This window comes from Rothia sp. CCM 9417 (genome assembly GCF_048513575.1).
In the GTDB taxonomy this organism is placed as follows: Bacteria; Actinomycetota; Actinomycetes; order Actinomycetales; family Micrococcaceae; genus Rothia.
Map to the genome: position 1 here is coordinate 28,897 of NZ_JBLXXT010000004.1, position 18,340 is coordinate 47,236.

At 54.0% G+C, this 18,340-nt stretch carries 14 protein-coding genes and 1 pseudogene; 5 read left to right on the forward strand and 10 right to left on the reverse strand.

The genetic code is table 11. The annotated features are described in order from the left end of the window. Positions 1 to 129 precede the first annotated feature (129 nt). From ACN082_RS06390 to ACN082_RS06405, 4 genes are all read right to left on the reverse strand, one after another. On the reverse strand, positions 130 to 639 hold the full coding sequence (locus ACN082_RS06390; protein ID WP_419100020.1) for a methylated-DNA--[protein]-cysteine S-methyltransferase: 510 nt from the start codon (positions 637 to 639) through the stop codon (positions 130 to 132). Positions 640 to 754: 115 nt separating this feature from the next. Then, a complete protein-coding gene (glpK, locus tag ACN082_RS06395) occupies positions 755 to 2,308 on the reverse strand; it encodes a glycerol kinase GlpK (protein ID WP_419100021.1) in 1,554 nt (517 codons plus the stop codon). 62 nt (positions 2,309 to 2,370) lie between these two features. After that, positions 2,371 to 3,183, reverse strand: coding sequence for an MIP/aquaporin family protein (locus ACN082_RS06400; protein WP_419100118.1), 813 nt, complete (start codon positions 3,181 to 3,183; stop codon positions 2,371 to 2,373). Between the two features lie 93 nt (positions 3,184 to 3,276). Further along, the gene (locus ACN082_RS06405; protein ID WP_419100022.1) at positions 3,277 to 5,040 is read right to left on the reverse strand and encodes an FAD-dependent oxidoreductase; all 1,764 of its coding nucleotides are present in this window, start codon (positions 5,038 to 5,040) and stop codon (positions 3,277 to 3,279) included. 108 nt (positions 5,041 to 5,148) lie between these two features. Between ACN082_RS06405 and ACN082_RS06410 the strand changes: the two genes are divergently transcribed. Continuing rightward, positions 5,149 to 6,093 carry a sugar-binding transcriptional regulator gene (locus tag ACN082_RS06410; protein ID WP_419100023.1) on the forward strand — a complete coding sequence of 315 codons (945 nt, stop codon included), beginning with the start codon at positions 5,149 to 5,151 and terminating at the stop codon, positions 6,091 to 6,093. A gap of 25 nt (positions 6,094 to 6,118) precedes the next feature. Here ACN082_RS06410 and ACN082_RS06415 read toward each other — a convergent pair whose 3' ends face one another. The 5 genes from ACN082_RS06415 to ACN082_RS06435 all read right to left on the reverse strand — a co-directional run bounded on the left by ACN082_RS06415 (position 6,119) and on the right by ACN082_RS06435 (position 14,780). Then, the gene (locus tag ACN082_RS06415) at positions 6,119 to 9,298 is read right to left on the reverse strand and encodes a type I restriction endonuclease subunit R (protein ID WP_419100024.1); all 3,180 of its coding nucleotides are present in this window, start codon (positions 9,296 to 9,298) and stop codon (positions 6,119 to 6,121) included. Between the two features lie 181 nt (positions 9,299 to 9,479). Continuing rightward, the gene (locus ACN082_RS06420; protein WP_419100025.1) at positions 9,480 to 10,163 is read right to left on the reverse strand and encodes a hypothetical protein; all 684 of its coding nucleotides are present in this window, start codon (positions 10,161 to 10,163) and stop codon (positions 9,480 to 9,482) included. Between the two features lie 34 nt (positions 10,164 to 10,197). Continuing rightward, on the reverse strand, positions 10,198 to 11,562 hold the full coding sequence (locus tag ACN082_RS06425; RefSeq protein ID WP_419100026.1) for a hypothetical protein: 1,365 nt from the start codon (positions 11,560 to 11,562) through the stop codon (positions 10,198 to 10,200). 39 nt (positions 11,563 to 11,601) lie between these two features. Then, complete coding sequence (locus ACN082_RS06430; protein WP_419100027.1) at positions 11,602 to 12,789, reverse strand: restriction endonuclease subunit S; 1,188 nt, start codon at positions 12,787 to 12,789, stop codon at positions 11,602 to 11,604. Then, positions 12,789 to 14,780 carry a type I restriction-modification system subunit M gene (locus ACN082_RS06435; RefSeq protein ID WP_419100028.1) on the reverse strand — a complete coding sequence of 664 codons (1,992 nt, stop codon included), beginning with the start codon at positions 14,778 to 14,780 and terminating at the stop codon, positions 12,789 to 12,791. The genes ACN082_RS06430 and ACN082_RS06435 overlap by 1 nt, the downstream gene beginning before the upstream one ends. A 255-nt stretch (positions 14,781 to 15,035) precedes the next feature. Here ACN082_RS06435 and ACN082_RS06440 point away from each other — a divergent pair, with 255 nt between their 5' ends. The 4 genes and pseudogenes from ACN082_RS06440 to ACN082_RS06455 all read left to right on the forward strand — a co-directional run bounded on the left by ACN082_RS06440 (position 15,036) and on the right by ACN082_RS06455 (position 17,318). Continuing rightward, positions 15,036 to 15,968: an ATP-binding protein gene (locus ACN082_RS06440; protein ID WP_419100029.1), complete on the forward strand. Its 933-nt coding sequence runs from the start codon at positions 15,036 to 15,038 to the stop codon at positions 15,966 to 15,968. Positions 15,969 to 16,000: 32 nt separating this feature from the next. Beyond that, positions 16,001 to 16,045 (forward strand): annotated as a pseudogene (locus ACN082_RS06445) (hypothetical protein); the annotation flags it as partial. A 57-nt stretch (positions 16,046 to 16,102) separates the two neighbouring features. After that, positions 16,103 to 16,261 (forward strand): hypothetical protein, encoded by a 159-nt coding sequence (locus ACN082_RS06450; RefSeq protein ID WP_419100030.1) that lies wholly within the window; start codon positions 16,103 to 16,105, stop codon positions 16,259 to 16,261. Between the two features lie 193 nt (positions 16,262 to 16,454). Next, positions 16,455 to 17,318, forward strand: coding sequence for a DUF6318 family protein (locus ACN082_RS06455; RefSeq protein WP_419100031.1), 864 nt, complete (start codon positions 16,455 to 16,457; stop codon positions 17,316 to 17,318). Positions 17,319 to 17,390: 72 nt separating this feature from the next. Here the strand turns inward: ACN082_RS06455 and ACN082_RS06460 are convergent, their stop codons facing one another. Then, positions 17,391 to 18,293, reverse strand: a complete 903-nt coding sequence (locus ACN082_RS06460; RefSeq protein ID WP_419100032.1) for a LysR family transcriptional regulator — start codon at positions 18,291 to 18,293, stop codon at positions 17,391 to 17,393. Positions 18,294 to 18,340 lie beyond the last annotated feature (47 nt).

Consider the following 18,340-nt stretch of genomic DNA (forward strand, 5'->3'; position numbering starts at 1 on the left):
GCTTGACCTGGGTGCAGGTACAGGGTGCAGGTGCTGGGTGCTATGCGCCGGGCGGATCTCATGGCAGAACCTCAGCTCACAGAGCCCCTTACCATTGAGTGTGCCGGTCATTTACCCTGCCAAGGGGCCTTAGAAGAGTCGCCCCTCTTCCTGGGCGCTAGGGGCTTCCAGGGACAGGAGGAACTGCTTGCGTTCTAAACCGCCAGCATACCCGGTCAGTTTGCCGTCGGCAGACAGCACCCGGTGACAGGGGATAAAGATAGAAATCGGGTTACGGCTTACCGCCTGGCCGACGGCCTGAGCGGGGGCACCAGGGCCCACGATTTTAGAGATAGCACCGTAGCTAGTGGTGTAGCCGTAGGGGATATCCCTCAGAGCCTGCCAGACCGCCAGCTGAAAGTCAGTGCCATCAGGAGCCAGCGGAAGATCAAAATCAGTGAGCCCCCCCTCCAAGTAGTCAAGGAGCTGGGCCTGCGCCCTGGTGAGCAAGTGGCAATCACTGATCTCAACCTCCTGCCCCAGCTGATCTTCTGCCGGGAAGTGAGCCTGACCCATGAACCAGGCACCGGTAAGGGCCTGACCATCGGAGGCTAGAATCATCAGACCCAGCGGAGTCAGAGTATGGGCATGGTAGGTCATAGAACTATCTTGTCATACTCGTATTCTTAAAAGCTCTGCCCGCCACACAGCATATGTGGCGGGCAGAGGTACTTCCTTCAAAAAAATTAAATGGGTTGAGGAATCTGGCGGTTTCTTAGCTCTCTTCTACATCCTCATCTACCCACTCTAGGGTCTTAGAGACGGCTTTCTTCCACAGGCGGTACTGGCGGTCCACTTCTGCCTGGTCCATCTGCGGGGTCCAGCGCTTATCTTCGGCCCAGTTATCAATGACGTCCTGTTCGCCCTCCCAAAAGCCCACCGCAATACCTGCGGCATAGGCCGCACCGAGGGCAGTGGTTTCAATGACCTTGGGGCGAATAACAGGCACACCCAGCAGGTCAGCCTGGAACTGCATGAGGAATTCATTGGCTGTCATACCGCCGTCCACACGCAGTTCTTCCAGCGAAACCTTGGAGCCTGCAGCCTGGGCATCGGCGTTCATAGCATCCAGGACTTCGCGGGTCTGGAAGGCGGTAGCCTCCAGGGCCGCACGCACAATATGTGCCCGATTGACGTAACGGGTCAAGCCCACAATCACACCACGGGCATCTGAGCGCCAGTGGGGGGCAAAAAGACCGGAGAAAGCAGGCACAACGTAGGCACCGCCGGAGTTCTCAACGCTGGTAGCCAGCTTCTCTGACTCGGCGGCATCATCAATCATCTTGAGGTTATCGCGCAACCACTGGATCAGTGAACCGGAGACAGCAACCGAACCTTCTAGAGCGTAAACGGGGTCAGCGTCACCTAATTTATAGGCCACAGTGGTTAGCAAGCCATTCTCAGAGATAACAGGCTCGTTGCCAGTGTTCATGAGCATGAAGTTGCCGGTGCCGTACGTATTCTTAGCCATGCCTTTCTCAAAGCAAGCCTGACCAAAGGTGGCCGCCTGCTGGTCACCCAAAATACCGGAGATGGGGGTGCCGTTGAGCAAGCCCTGGGCCCGGCCGTAGCCGTAAATTTCCGAGGATGACTTGATCTCAGGGAGCATGCTCAGAGGGATACCCATATCCGCTGCGATGGATTCGTCCCACTCTAGGGTGCGGATGTTCATGAGCAGGGTGCGTGAAGCATTGGTGACATCGGTGACGTGCACGCCACCATCCACACCGCCCGTTAGGTTCCAGAGAACCCAGGTGTCGGTATTACCAAAAAGCAGGTCTCCTGCCTCAGCCTTTTGGCGGGCACCTTCGACGTTATCAAGGATCCATTTGATCTTGGGGCCGGAGAAGTAGGTGGCCAGATTCAGGCCCACGATGTCGTGGTACTTGCCGGGGCCAGCTTCACCACCGAGTTCATCACAGATTTTCTGGGTGCGGGTGTCCTGCCAGACAATAGCGTTATAGACCGGCTTACCGGTGGTCTTATCCCAGACCACAGCGGTCTCGCGCTGGTTAGTGATGCCTACCGCAGCGATTTCGTGATGGTTGACCTCAGCTTTGCTCATGGCCTCGCCCACGGCTTTGCGGACGTTCTCCCAGATTTCCATGGGGTTGTGCTCTACCCAGCCGGCCTTGGGGAAGATCTGTTCGTGCTCGTGCTGACCGACGCTCTTAATCTCGCCCTTCTTGGTGAAAAGAATGGCGCGGGAGCTGGTAGTTCCCTGGTCGATGGAAAGGATGTATTTCTTGCGTTCTGGAAGCTGTGACATAGTCCAACCTTTTCTGTGAGGGTAAACCCCTCTTTGGGCTTACCGGGTGTATAGGGGTGGTTTTAGAGAGCCAGGATGGCGGGGATAATCAGGGCCGCTAGGCTAGCGCCAAGGAGGGGGCCAACAACAGGAACCCAGGAGTAGGCCCAGTCGCTAGAGTCCTTAGCCTTGATAGGCATCAGGGCATGGGCTATACGGGGGGCTAAATCACGGGCGGGGTTGATAGCGTAGCCGGTGGGGGTACCCAGGGACAGGCCAATAGCCACAACGATCAGGGCAACAGCCAAAGGCCCCAGACCCGAGGGAGTGCGACCGGAGGCCACTACGAAACCCACCAAGACAAAGGTGCCGACGGCTTCGGTTAGCAGGTTCCAGCCGTAGGAGCGGATGGCAGGTGCAGTGCAGAAAATCCCTCGGGTGGTTCCCGGCTCAGCCTCATCAAAGTGCTTCTTGTAGACCAGGTAAGCACCCCAGGCACCCAGGAAAGCACCAATCATTTGGCCAGCCACATAAACAAGTAGCGCGCTCATGGAGGGAGCGATTCCGGGGGCAAAATCATTACCCGCCACGAGTTGGCCCAGAGTGACCGCCGGGTTCAGGTGGGCCCCAGAAGGCGCCCCAATGTAGACCGCCGCAAAGACAGCAAAACCCCAACCAAAGGCAATAGTCAGCCAGTCTGTGTTCTTGGCCGCCGACTTAGGTAGGGTGACCGCCGCGCAGACTCCAGCGCCCATCAAAATGAGGGTGGCAGTTCCTAAAATCTCCGAAAAGAAGGCGCCTAACAAGGTGGCGTTACCCTCTGCGGTCACCAGGGCGCTGGCCTGGGCAGTAGCCTGGACAGTGGCCTCAGCGCCAGCTACCAGTAATGAGCTCATCATTGACCTCTTTCACGTCATTGTGGTGGGTGCAACCCCGGAGGGCTGCACCCATGATTGGATATAAATAGGTGGTTTAGCTCAAGCCAAAAGCTAGTGAGCTTGTTCAACCGCTTGGCGAGGAGCCACCGGGGTCGCCCCCAGAACTTCTGCGGCTGCCTCAGAATCTGTGGTCAGTTGCTGGGCGGCGGCAATAGCCTGGACCCGCTCACCATAGAGCTTTTTCTCCTGCTGGCAGGTCTGCTCGTCCCAGCCCAGCTCCTGCGCCATAATCTCGATAATTTCATCGGCGGCTGACAGGCCCCGGTCCTTTGCCTCCAGATCCAGGCGGATACGGCGGACCAGGACGTCCTCAAGGTGCAGGGCACCTTCGGCCCGCACCGCCTGGAGCACATCGGCCCGCAGGAACTGGGGGGCTTCAGCCAGGGGAGTGCCCCAGGACGAATCCTGCTCAATGAGGGCAATAATATCTGCTAGCTCAGATCCATAGCGCTCCAGCAGGTGCTCTACGCGGTCGGCACCCCAACCGTTCTCGCCTGCCAAAGCCTCTGACCGGGAGGCAAGAGCCTCATAGCCCTCGGCACCGACCAGCTTAATGTTTTCGGTCACCGATGGCAGGTTCTTGGCACGACGCCCTAGAGCAAAGTCCACCGCGTCCTGAGCCATGACCCGGTAGGTGGTCAGCTTACCACCGGCGATTGCGCTCATGCCGGGGGCAATTTCCATGACGGTGTGCTCACGGGAGACCTTGGTAGAAGCGGCCGCCTCGCCCTTCTTGGCAACCGGCTGTAGCAGGGGGCGCAGGCCCGCGTAGGTGCTGATGATGTCGTCCTCGGTCAGCTCATCTGCAATCAGCTTGTTGGCTTGATCTAGCACATAGCGGATATCGGCCTTGGTTGCCACGGGGCGCTCGCGGTCCTCGGTGTAGGGGGTGTCGGTGGTGCCGATAATCCAGTAGCGCTGCCAGGGAATGATAAACAGTACAGATTTCTCGGTCTTGGTGAAGATGCCGCTACTGGCCTTGATGCGCTCACGGGGAACAATAATGTGAACGCCCTTAGAGGCTAGGACTTCCAAGCCCTTGTTTGAGGTGGCCATAGATTCGGTTTCTTCGGTCCACACGCCGGTGGCGTTAATAATGTGGCCTGCACGCACGGTCTTTTCCTGGCCGGTCTCTAGGTCAACAATCTGGGCACCGGTTACACGGCCCGAGGCGTCTTTCTCAATGGCAGTTACCTGTGTGCGGGAAGCGGCCAGAGCGCCGTAGCCTGCGGCGGTGCGAACCAGGTCGATGACCAGGCGGGCATCATCAACCCGGGCATCGTAGAACTGGATAGCGCCGCTAAAGGCTGAGTCCTTGATGCCGGGGAAAACCCTCTTGGTTCCTTCCTTGCTGAAGTGACGCTGGGCCGGTACAGCGCGGTGGCCACCGGCCCCTAGGAAGGCCATGGTGTCGTACATGCCGATGCCCACAGCCGAGTATGCTCGTTCCACTACCGGCATTTTAAGGGGCCAGAGGAAGGGTTGAGCCTTGACCAGGTGGGGGGCGGTGCGCTCCAGGAGCAGGCCGCGCTCTTTGAGAGCTTCGGCTACCAGCTTGAAGTCTAGGTTGTAGAGGTAGCGCAGGCCACCGTGAACCAGTTTGGAGGACCAGGCGCTGGTTCCAGCAGCCCAGTCGCCAGCTTCGACAATGGCGGTGCGAAGCCCGCGGGTTGCTGCGTCCAGGGCGATACCTGCGCCGGTCACACCCCCGCCAATGACGAGGATATCGACCCCGGCCTCATCGGTCATGGCGTCGAGGGCCTGTCTACGGGACTGAGCGCTGAGCTGGGATTGGGTGGTGAAGGTGGCTGTCATGAGGTTTTCCTTTGACGATGGTGCCGGTAAAAGTGTCTAAGACCATTTGAGCGCCCAAGGTTGCCCAGAAGCCAGCAAGTTGAACAAAATTTCATTTAGAATAAAAAGATGGTGAACAAAAGTGAAAATCTGCTGGTTGAAGCAGCCCAGCTTTACTACGGCGAACAGCAGACCATGGCGGCTATAGCCAGCCGCCTAGGGGTGTCCCGGCCCACGGTGTCCCGTCTGCTTAAAGCCGCCCGTGACACCGGGGTGGTGACCATCCACATCAAGGAACAGCCCCACCGGGGGCACCCGCTGGAACGACGCCTAGCGGACCTCTACCGGGTGCGGGTGCAGGTGGTGCGCCCACCCGATCACGCCACCGAACAGGTCAGGATGCGCCGAGTGGCTATCGCTACCGCCCAGCTGGTGGACTCTCTCATGGTTGCGGGCACCACCTTGGGGGTGGCCTGGGGTTCTACCGTCACGGAGGTAGCCCAGTACCTACCCAAACGTCATCTAGAGGGCGTGACCGTTGTCCAGCTCAACGGGGCAGGTAACGCCAGCCACACCGGCATCCCCTATTCCGGCGCCATTTTGGGGCAGGTTTCAGCGGCCTACGGGGCGCAGATGGTTCACTTCCCGGTCCCGGCCTTCTTTGATTTTGCCGACACCAAGGCCGCCATGTGGCGCGAGCGCAGTATTCGCGGCGTGCTGGCCGTTCAACGTAAGGCGGATGTGGCACTTTTTGGGGTGGGCGCCTTTGGCGGGGCCATTCCCTCCCACGTCTACGCCGGCCGTTACTTTGACACCCAGCAATTAGCGGACCTGCGGGCACAGGGGATTGTGGGGGACGTGTGTACCGTCATGGTGCGTCAGGACGGCACCTGGGCCGACCTGGACGTCAACCGGCGGGCAAGCGGCCCGACCCCGGCCGAGCTGGCAAAAATTGGGCGCAGGGTCTGCGCCGCGGCCGGCAAACACCGAGCCGCCGCCCTGCGTGGGGCACTGACCACCGGGGCTATCACCGACCTGGTGGTAGATGTGGAACTGGCGGAGCAGCTGCTCTAGGTGCTCAGCAGGGGGCTACCGGGGCTTAGACCACGGTGAGCTGAGCCCCGCCGTCCTGGCCGGTTGCCTGGTCGCGCAGGCGCTCGTAGAGGCCCAGATCCAACATGAGGCTCATGAACTTATCAGCCGGCATTTTGCGCACAAAGTCCAGGAGCTCGTTGGTGTCAGAGCCATAGGACCAGAGCATGGTGGCTAGGCCGTTGCGGGCCTTCTTGGAATGGGCGAAGTCGTCCTTGGTGTTAGCGGCGGCGCTCTGGCGCAGACCCTCGTCCCTGGATGCCTCAGCTACAAAGGTCGTGGCGAAAGCAACCTGGTACTCGTCCGAGAGGCTCAAGCCCTTAAAGTACTCATTGACCAGGTCAATCAAGGCTGACCTAGCTTTTGATTCCCGTTCCTTGATGGTGGCTAGACCGGCCTCGGTCATACCTCGTAGCCCTACCTTGGGGGCTGATGAAAGCCCCAGGTTCTGGTTCTCTTTCATCTTTTCGAGTTTGTAGTGGGTGAGCACGATATCGTCGATATCGAGAACGTCGGGGGAGGCCGCGTCCAGGGTGAAGCCGCGCAGACGGCGGGCGAGCAGATCCGCAAAGGCCGACAGTTTCTCGTAGTAGGGGTTCCCGAAATTGAAAATCTGCGAGAAGAAAGCGTAAGACTTCACATACTGTTGCAGGGTAGCCCGGAACTCCAATAGAACCTCAAGTTCAGCGGCGGCGTCAGCACTGCTACCGGGGGATTTGGCATCTTGCTGGGCGTTGAACCAGCGCCGCTTGAAGCGGTCTACCGGCACGGCCAACAGAGAGTCATAGGAGGCCTGGCGGGCACCGGGCTTGCACCACTTTAGCCAGAACTGCTCAACATCAGCCGGGGTATAGATTCCGGTGGCCTCTAGTTTATCGATCTGGCTATCGATCAGGCTGAGGTCGGATTCAGTCTCAATGGTGGCGTCCTCGTAATAGGTTGCGAAGGCTTCAAGAATCTGTTTGGGGTCATTTACAAAGTCCAGGACATAGGTGTTCTGCTTGCCTTCGGCTCGGCGGTTGAGCCGGGAGAGGGTTTGCACGGCGGTGATGCCGGAGAGCTTTTTGTCCACGTACATGGCAACCAGGAGCGGCTGGTCAAAGCCGGTCTGGTACTTGTTGGCGACCACCAGGATGTTCTGGTCGGGCTGGTTGAAGAAGGTCGCCAGGTCTTGCCCGCGTAGCTCCGGGTTCATGCTGGCCTCGGTTACGGTGGGCACGGGAGCATCATCGTTGAGAGGGCGAATGTCTGGGTCTGGTAGTTCGCCGGAGAAAGCGACCAGGGTTTTGAGCGGCAGCTTTTTCTCTGCAATAGCTTTTTGGAAGGCACGCTGGTACTTGACGGCTGCTACCCGGGAGCTGGTAACAACCATGGCTTTAGCCTTGCCGCCGAGCTCCTTCTGCACTGTGCCCTGGTAGTGTTCCAGAATCACAGCAACCTTAGAGGCCACATTGGTGGGGTGCAGGTCAACAAAGTCAATGAGTGCGCGGGTGCCCTTGCGGATATCAATTTCGTCATCGGCCCCGGTGGACTCGTTGCGCTGGGCGATACGCGCGGCCATATCGTAGGTTGTGTAGTTCTGAAGAACATCAAGAATGAAGCCCTCTTCAATGGCCTGCTTCATGGAGTAGAGGTCAAAGGGCACGTGCGCGCCACCGTCAGCCGGGCGGCGGCCAAACACCTCGAGAGTCTTCTCTTTGGGCGTTGCAGTAAAGGCAAAGAAGGAAACCTGTTCACCTGACCCCACCACACGCTGGGCCATGCGGGTCATGGCCTCCTGGTCAGCCTCCGAATCGCCCTCTTCAAACTCAACAGAAACCTCCGTGTTGAGCATTTTCTTTATAGAGTCGGTGGCCTCGCCTGACTGGGAGGAGTGAGCCTCATCCGCAATAACGGCAAAGCGGCGCCCCGCTAGTTGGCTACCTTCCTTGGTCATTTCTTCCATAGCAAAGGGGAAGGTTTGCAGGGTCACACCGATAATGGGAGTGCCGCTGGTCAGCGCTTCGACCAGTTGCTTAGATTTGGATTCCCCATTACCGCGTGTAACGGGCATGAAGACACCGGGAATAGTGACCAGCTGGTCAATGGCATCTTGTAGTTGCCTGTCCAGTACCTGCCGGTCGGCAATCACGATGATGGAGTCGAAAACGCGCTCGCCGGTGGCTGAGTGCAGGTTAGAGAGCTGGTGGGCCAGCCAGGCAATGGAGTCAGTTTTGCCGGAGCCTGCTGAGTGCTGGACCAGGTACTTGTTGCCTGCGCCTTCGTCCCGTGCGGCGGCAACGAGCCTGGTGACTGCTCGCCACTGGTGGTAGCGGGGGAAACGGGTTGAGGCTTTGGTGAGGGTTCGCCCGGTGAGTGGGTCTTTGACTTTTTGGTGGTTGGTGTAGATGAACTTGGTGAGGATTGTTAGCCAGGTGTCGCGATCTAGGATTTCACGCCAGAAGTAACTGGTTGCCAGTTCGCCTTCTACCGGTGGGTTGCCTGCGCCGCCTTTGTGCCCTCGGTTGAAGGGGAGAAAGACGGTGGATTTTCCGGCCAGGCGGGTGGTCATGGCGATTTCGTCTTGGGTGAGGGCGAAGTGGACCAGGGCGCCACGTTGTTCTTGTAAGAGCGGGGAGGTTTTGGGGTCGCGGTCTTCGCGATATTGCCGGGTGGCGTGGGCCAGGGTTTGGGCGTACTCGGACTTGATTTCGATGGTGGATACGGGGAGCCCGTTAACAAAGAGGACGAGGTCGATGCGGCTGAGCTGGTTGTGGGGGTCGTAGCGGACTTCTTCGACAACGCGCAGGATATTGGCCTGGTAGAGCTTGGCGACTTCTGGGTTGCGGTTGTCTTGGGGCGGGGGTGCTAGGAGTTTGAAGTCGCGGCGGGCACCGAGCACGCGGAAGCCTTTGCGGAGGGTGTTGAGGGTTCCGCCCCCGTTTTCTTCTGGCAGGCTGAGCTTTTTGGTGAGGGCGGTGATGATGCGTTCCTGCGCGGCGGCTTGGGCGGACGCGGGTTCATCTGGGTTTACCAGGGAGCGGTAGGCTGTAGGGTCGCTTATCTCTAGCCAGGTAAAGAGGTCCTGCGGGTAGAGCGCGTTTACGGGGTCGTAGCCGTCTGAGCTGGGGGAGTGCTGCCACCCGTGAGCGGCCAGGTGGGCGCAAATCTCTTGCTGGAGAGGACGTTCGAGGTGGGTGCGGGGCATGGGCTAGGGCTCCTGAACGGATAGATTATAAAAATAGAGACTAATACTCGCATTTACTGCGGGAATGCAAAAAATTGACTTAAGAGATTCTTTTCGGGATTCTGGCTTGCAGATTTTTAGACAGACGTGAGTGCATATTTTGCGTAGAAAACAGTTCAATTCTATTGAAAAATAAAATCCTCTAATATCTTGATATTCGTGGACGAACACCTGAATTAATTTTGCATACCCAGTTTATTAATTCTTTTGGATTATCCCTCAACCATCCATTAGCAATAGCCCATTCAGCCATACGATTCGGAGGGAGTTCATGCCCATCATCCTTTAATTGAAGCAGTACTCTTATCGTGGAATCTTTATCATAACCAGAAGCTGCAATCGTGTTGTTATGATTAATTGCTGACGTAATATGCTTAAGTCCCTGAATAATTTCTGGCGTTAATTCAGGCTCCTCTTCGTAATAAATCGAAAACCTGTCGCTTTCAGACTCAAATGTATGTATGACTTCTGCATTAACTTCATGTGCCCATGTATCCAATTTATCTGCCCACTGAACAACTGCTAGTGCTGTTATTCCTCTTGCTCCTGTAGAATAGGATAAATTTTTAATGTCTGGATACATGGAAAGAACTGGGCCATTAGCTTGATAAATCGGGTCTTTGACGACAATTTTAAGACCCCGACCTTCATACCTTGACAGTTCTTTTAAAAATTCGTTGTTTCCAAGAATTCTTTTTTGAACTACCCATAAAGTAACTTCTTCATTATCTTTCTTTCGTTCAAGTACCCAATCAAGAGCTGCGTACATACCTTCGTCAGTTTGATCAGCGATAGCACAGGGATAATCTACTGGTCGTTCAAACATATATCAATTCCTTTCCTGTAATTTGAAAATCGTTCTACGATGGTAGTCGTTCCCCATTTTCCTCAATTGAAACTTTCATCAATCTATTAACATTAGCAATCAATGCATCGTCTGCAATATATTTTACACCGGTTTCACCGTCAATTGAAACGTGATTGTTAAGAACTTCAATTTCAGGATAGAACTCCTTGAGAACTTCTTCTCGATTATTGTATCCAAAATGGCTATCAAAATTCCCAGAGACATCAACTGAATGCCCTACATTTAATTGTTTTTGTGAGACAACTTTTACTGCTTTATTTGCGTAAATATATTTGGATTTGATAATTTTGCTAACAGCATTGGCTTTAATATCTCCGCCTATAAAATGATTTATAGTTTTGGCAATATCTTGAAATGTTGTAAATTCGTTGTAGTTCAGAGTTTCAAGGATCAAGGAGGCAAATTCTCGGTTTGAAATTTGTTTTATTTCTTGTTGTTCAACCTTTGAAAAAGTTTCAATTTTGGTTTTCGCTGCGTGTATAAGAGGTTGTTCTATTTGTAGATGGGGAACTTCTTCGTCGATTATTGTGCCAGGGTAATCAGAATTTCCAATCGAGTGCACCCTAGTTTCCAGCTCCGGAAAAAACAGTTTAATGTTTTTATGTAATGAGTTAACTAAATTTTTTTGTGAAAAATGATGTTTAAAAAGACATGGTAGTGGAACTGACTCTTTTGCAACGATATCCATAAATGTGCCATTTACTGAACTTTGAGTAGACCATTTATTATAGATATTGCGTAATGTTTGAGCAGGAATAACTAATGAAAAAGTATCATGCGGCCCGTTATGCCCAGCAATTTTACACTTTGTATCACAGGTTAAGTGCGGATTATTTTTTTCTGTGTAAAAAATATAGAAAGGTTCAAAACCATGTTTCCTACTATACTTTAATAAAGTGTTATATTGATGAAACCCTGAATTCTTTTTATATATATAAAAAATTTTATCCCATGCAGCTTTGTCCATATTTTTGTTAAGTGCTATCGATTTAGCTTGAAAGTTGAATGTTATTTTTTGCTTACCATCTTTAAAAGATAGTAGGAAATCACTTCCTGAATACCTGCTTTCTTGTTTTTTATTAAAAGAAGCAATCCTTCCGCTAATTTTAAGTGGAGATTTGTATCCATTTTGACATTTTTTTAAATGTGTTCCACACTGTGTGCAAAATCCATCAATTCCATACTCGTCTCCATAAATCGAAGCTAATAATGCGGATGTTGTGCTTTCTTCGCCCCAGTGAAATTTTCCAGTGTAAGTAAGGTGATGGATGTTTTGAGTACTGATATTCAACCTTTGCAGCGGGATATTTAAGGGATTATTTATTATTTTCTTAGGGGTGTTTATATTATTTTTCAAGATTTATATTCTTCCTGGATTGGAGTTTGAGGATTGAAATCAATTTAAGAGCGAAATAATTTTTGATTGTTTTAATTCAAGTAAAATTGAAATAAGGTTTTTCATTTCGGCTATTAGGATTGAATTTCTGTGGTTGAGGTTGAAAAGTTCGTTTGCGAACTCTGTTTGTTGACCCACTTCGATATTTGGAATTTGAATCAGATTTAATTTCTCTGCCGTTAAATGAGGAATTGTGGATTGATTTGTCAGGTTCTCAAGCTCGCCAGATAGCAACTGTGCCCGGATGCAAAAATCAATAAAATGTGCATCAGCTAAGTCATTATTCACACGTACTCGGTTAATGGAGTTCTGGAAACCCCAACCTGGTAAATCTTCTTCCAGTACAGCACTGCGGCCAAAGCCAGCTCCTCCCTCGACAACCAGAACATCGCCCTTTTTTAAATCCAAGTAAGATAACTCGTCAGAAGAAAACCACATCTTCTTTTGATCCGACTGATAGATGAAAACACCGCCAGGCTGGATATTGGCTGCTCTGATATATGGCGCTACCTCCATGCCACCTTTATCTGAAGGTGTAATCATTTTGCCTAATGTAATGTCAGCAAATCGCTTTAATGGAACTGTTTCAATGCCTTCAGGATACGTTAGACTACGAAGCTCAGCATTAAATTTTTCGGTAGTCAGATTGAGCAGGCACTGCTGGTCTGAAATGAGTTCATCAATTTCTGTTAGCTCACGGTCAAGTTCATCAGCAATTCTCTTTTGTTCATCTAAAGAAGGCAAAGGAAACTTTAGATTTTTCACATATTCTTCAGATACTCGTTTTAGACCACCGGCACCAGTCATTGAAGAAATCGCTGGATTCATAAAATCTGGCGTCTGAAGTAAATAAGCCAAGTACCTCTGATCTACACCAGGCTTTGGGCGAAGAACAGTCAGCTCAGTTGTAGCAAAACTAGGGCCAGGTAGATCCCTGCCAAGGATTCCCTTACCATTCTCAAAGCAGGGTGTTACTTTTGCATACGCGACATCTGTGGGTTCTAAATAGCTATACCCGTTGAGCAGCTCAGAAATCGGTCTGGACTCTACGCTGCTTGAGAGCTTGCCAAATGATTCGATCTTATCCATCGGGTAAATCGGAAATTTATCATTTGAACTTCTGACATTTGCGGGAACTGGTGGATTGAAGTCCGCAAGATATTTAAGTTTGACAAGCCGTGCGTTCACTACGCCTGCACCTCTTCCAGCCTCTTCTTAATGCGGCCCAGCACCTCGTTGAGGTCCCGGTCAATCTCCTCCAGGGAGCGGGGCGGCACGTACTCGTAGAAGTGGCGGGTAAAAGGAATCTCAGCGCCCTCCTTAGTCTTAGACTCATCAATCCAAGCATCCGGCACAAAAGGCTTGACCTCACGTTCCAGGTACTCATGGATATCCTCGCCCCAGGGCACGTTCTCCGTATCTCGCAACTCGCTATCCGCTACCGGCTTGCCAGCCTTCAAAACCGGGGGAGCGGCCTCGTCCTTTACCGCCAGCTCATCCACCAACTTAGCCAGAGCCGCAGGCTTAACCGTCACACCTGCCTCCGCCAACACCTGCAAAAGCGTAGCCTGAACATCCGCCTTGACCGTGGACAGCGCACCGGCGGCCTGCTCCACCTGCTTACCCAAGGCAGTCTCCAGAGCTTCCTTAGACTCAGCCGACAGCTTCAACTTAGCCAGCTCCTTAGAACCCAGCAGACGCTCCACCCGCTCAGCCGCAAAACCCCAGTTCAAGCGCAGAGGGCGCTCCACCGTAATCGTGCGGTACAAAAACTCCTCACGGTCAAAGACCTTAGAACGCTTATCATCCGCAGCATCAAAAGCGGAAAAGAGCCGGGTAATCTCCGCAATATGCTCAGCCGACAGACGCTTACGCTTAGAACCCACCGACTTACGCATCTTCTCAAACATATCCGTGGCATCAATCAGCTGAACCTTGCCCTTACGCTCAGCCTTCTTCTGCTTATTCAAAACCCAAATATAGGTGCTGATACCGGTGTTATAGAACATGTCAGTCGGCAGGCCAATAATGGCCTCCAAATAGTCATGGTCCAGTACCCACTTACGGATATTGCTCTCACCCGAGCCAGCCCCACCCGTAAACAGAGGCGAACCATTCAGAACAATCGCAGCGCGGCCACCCACCTGGGGCACACCGTCACTGCCCCAGCCCGGCTCACGTAACTTAGCAATCAGGTGCTGAAGAAAGAGCAGAGAACCATCAGAAACACGGGGCAGACCAGCACCAAAACGGCCATGGAAGCCCATGCTCTTATGCTCGTCCTCCACAAAAGCCTTAGCGGTCTTCCAATCCACGCCAAAAGGCGGGTTGGACAGCCCAAAGTGGAAGGTGCGCCCCTCAAAAGCCGGGACAGTGAGAGTATTACCCAGGACGATGCTATCCACCTCCTGGCCCTTAACCACCATGTCCGCCTTACAAATTGCGTAGGACTCGGGGTTGAGTTCCTGGCCCAGCAGGATCACATCGGCGGTGGGGTTAATGGCCTTAATCTTTTCCTCCGCCACAGAGAGCATACCGCCGGTACCTGCTGTGGGGTCATAGACCTCGCGCACAATATAGTCGGTGCGCAGGTCCTCATCATCGACCAAGAGCAGGGTCACCATCAGCTCAATGACCTCGCGTGGGGTGAAGTGCTCACCGGCAGTCTCATTAGAAGCCTCCGCGAACTTGCGGATCAGCTCCTCAAAGATATTGCCCATCTGCTCATTGCTGACCCTATCCGGGTGCAAATCAACCTTGGCAAAGTGCTGCATGACCTGAAAGAGCAAGTCATGCGATTCAAGCTCGGCAACCGTATCCTCAAACTTGTACTTCTCAAAGATATCGCGCACATTCGCGGAGAACCTGTTGATATAGTCGCGCAGGTTAATGGCCAGGGTATCGGGGTCGTTCGTGATGGTTTTGAGGTTGTGGCGCGACAGGTTATAGAAACTGTAGTGGTGCTCCGCCTGGGAAGCGAGCATGGCCAGCGGGACATCGTCGAGCTGGTAGCCCTCGGCTGCTTTCACAACGGCCTCTTTTGTCGGGGCTAGGGTGGCATCCAGTCGGAAGAGCACGGTAAAGGGCAGAATAATCTGGCCATACTGGTGTTGCTTATATGTCCCGCGCAAGACATCGGCTACGTTCCAAATAAACTGAGAATGATTCAAAGACGACACAAGCTACCCTTCACAAACGGTCAGCCCCGGTCAGGGGCCTTACAGATAATTCTAAGGGAGCGGTGCCTTCTAGGGGGAGTCTCACCGCGGTTCAAAGGGATTCGCTTTCCCGTCAATCTTGAAGAAGCCGTAATACATTGAGTGAAAATCAGGTCATACCGTTCATGAAATTCAGGTAATAGAGTATATGAAAACACGGTAATAGAGTTTTCTGACAAGTGATAATATCTAGTTATGAAATAACTTCCAAGATCGTTGGACCGGGAACTTGATGACCTTTTACCCCACCTTTCTGCTGTAGCTATTGATGGCCCAAAAGGTGTCGGTAAACCCGCCACCGCCCAACGTCGCGCAGATACTGTTCTATCTCTCGACCGAACAAGTAATGTGGCCCTCTTAGAAAGCGACTTTGATTTTGATAGTTTTCGGGGCAAGAAGCTCCTGCTTGATGAGTGGCAGTACTACCCGAAGGTCTGGGACATGGTGCGCAGGGCAGTTGACCAGGGGGCACCTGCTGGGTCATTCCTGCTCACTGGCTCAGCTAGCCCCTACGATATGGCTGGAAGCCACAGCGGGGCCGGTCGGGTAGTTTCCCTGCGTATGCGCCCCATGGGGTTGCATGAGCGCGGCCAAACAACCCCAACCGTATTCCTATCTGACCTGCTGGCAGGTGAAGCCGATATATCAACCCACCGGTCAGAGTATAAGCTGGCAGACTATATGGAAGCGATTGTCGCGAGCGGATTTCCCGGGTTGGCGGGGCTCAACCCCCGTGCCTTGCGTGCACAGCTGGAAGGGTACCTCATGCGTGTGATCGACCGTGATATCCCAGAACTTGGTGCTGAGGTTCGCCACCCCTTGGCGCTTAGAAAATGGCTGGCGGCATACGCGGCTGCTGAATCAAGCACAACTGCATACTCAAAACTGCTTGACGCAACGACCGGTGGTGATGGAACACAGCCATCTGAAAAAACCACCCGCACCTATCGTGAGCATTTGGCTAAATTATGGTTACTCGACCCGGTGCCCGGTTGGGTACCGGCCTTAAACGCTTTCACGCGCTTACAACAATCCCCCCAACACCATCTAGCAGACCCCGCGTTAGCGGCTTATCTTCTAGGGTTGGATGCCTCTGGCTTGCTCTCTGATCGGGGGAGCCACATGGCAGGCCCCTTTTTGAATCATTAGTAACTCTCACGGTACGTGTTATAGCGCAGTCGCTGGAGGCCACAGTTTCTCACCTCAGGATGAATTCAGGTGCCAGAGAAATCGACCTCCTTGTAGAAGGGCATGACGGGCAACTAGTTGCCATAGAGGTGAAATTGAAATCGGCTCCTACTGACCGGGACGTACGTCATCTTCTTTGGTTGAAGGAACAGCTGCCTCACCGCGTTGCAAGCCTGGTTGTTATTACCGCTGGCGACGTGGCCTACCGTCGCCCCGATGGCGTGTATGTTATTCCGTTGGCTCTTCTAGGGTAAATACATCTGCCTCAGTCAGTAGGTTCCAGCCGCATAATACATTTCTGCTATATACAGTTGGTTTGCCGTGACCGCCTGTTCACTGGGGCCCTACGTTACGTCCTCCACCTGCCCTGTGCATAAAAACATGCTGATCGTTTGCTGAGCAGGTAGGGTGTAACTACCCAAACACCACATGTTCAGGAGTACCTTCATGCGTTTTTCCGCCCCATCTCTAGCCTCTTCTGCCCGGCCTGCCTCCCGTCTAGGGGCCACGCTGGCAGTCTCAGCTCTTGCCCTAACCGGTTGCGGTTTGGGGGCCTCCGGTTCCCCGTCTGCTGACCGGTCAACGGCAAGGCCCGAGCCTAGCTCTAGTAGCTCGGCACCTTCCGGTGAAGCCGGTTTCTCCACGACAGCAGGCCCCCCCTCAGCATCGGCTGGGGCCGCTGCGTCCTCATCAGCCTCCGCTACAGCAGCAAGCTCAGAAGCTCTGTCCACCCAGAACAGGGTTCCAGCTATCGGGCTCAAATATGATGGGAGCTTTGACGACTACGTGCCTGCCACAGAAGAAGCACCGGCCCAGAAGGTCCCCAGGCCCATTGAACCTGAGGGTATGAATGAGCACACCCAAGAGGGTTTCGTCAAATTCTTTGAATACTACCTGGCTGAGCGTAACTACGCGATTACCAGCGGCGACACCGCCCGCTGGCGGGAGCTGGTAACGCCAGCGGGCAAGCCTAACCCCTCTCAGCAGGCTGAGCTCGACTTCCTGGACAAGGTCGATGCCGCCTACAAAAACGGCGGGTGGGTTGTGCGGGGCCACCGCAAGGCAGTGACCGACTTCTACCTTGTGGGCAAGGGCAATGAGTTTGGTGAGTATGTACTCAATACCTACCTGGTAGAAAACGGGACCCTGCTCCTGAACCCTGAGGCTAACCCTCCCCGGACCGAATGGGTTCCGGTCACGGAAGATCCCTACTTCTTTGGGCTGGCGGCTGACTATGAGGACGGGGCCTGGGTGCTGACCCTGCAGGCTATGGACTACTCAGATACCATGGCGGTGCCAGCAGATAAGTAAGACTGCCGGTTTCGTGAGGTCTTGAGCCCGTCTGCCCCTTAGGCCCGTCTGCCCCTTAGGCCCGTCTGCCCCTTAGGGTAGGCGGGCAACTGCGTCTTGGAGGGCTTCTTTGACCGCCTGGATTGCTGGCTGGTTGGAGCTTTCGGCGCGGGTTGCCATGAAGATTTTCCGGGAGGGCGCATGGGGCAGGGGTAGGGCTTTAACACCGTAAGCTTCCTCTAGTTCTTTGCCCTGGGCAGGCAGCGCAAAGCTGGGCATGATGGCTGCCGCCCCGGTTGCGGCCAGTTGCAGGTGGGCGTTGAGGTCATCAATCACGTAACGGATGTGCGGCTCAAAACCTGCCGCCCGGCACTGGTTAATACCCCAGATGCGGGAGGTGTTGTGCTCGCCTTCAAAAACCCAGGGGAGCGCGCTAGCATCGGCCAGCTTTTCCACGGGGCTGTCCTGAGCAACAACCAACTGCAAAGTGTCAAGGGCCAACAGGTCATAGGTGAGGTCCGGGTATTCGGGAATGTAGTGGTGGGGGTAGGACTCAGCAATGACCACATCGAATTCCCGGCTGCGGGTTAGCGACAGGCCGGTTTCCGGGTCAATCTGTACCACGTGTAGTTGTACCTGAGGCGCCTGGCGTGCCAGGTGCTCAAGCACACCGGTGAGCAGGGCGTGCGCGGCTGACTGAAAGATGGCCAGCTTGACCTGGCCGGTGGGCACTCCATCCAGCAGCGTGATGCGGGTGCGGGCAGCATCCATTTCTCTGAGTATGTTCCGGGTACTATCGGCCAAAATCAGTGCTTCTGTGGTGAGTTCAACCCCCCTGCCGACCTTGCGGAGCAGGGGAGCGCCCACCTCTTTTTCCAGTGTGGTGATTTGCTGGGAGATGGCGGAGGAGGTCAGGTGCAGTGCTTTGGCGGCGGCGGCAAGGCTACCGCGTTCGTGGATTTCTAGCAGCATGGCAAGGCGGCGCAGGTCGTACATGGGGGAACCTCACTAGGGGTAGAGCACTCAGACCAATAAACATTAGT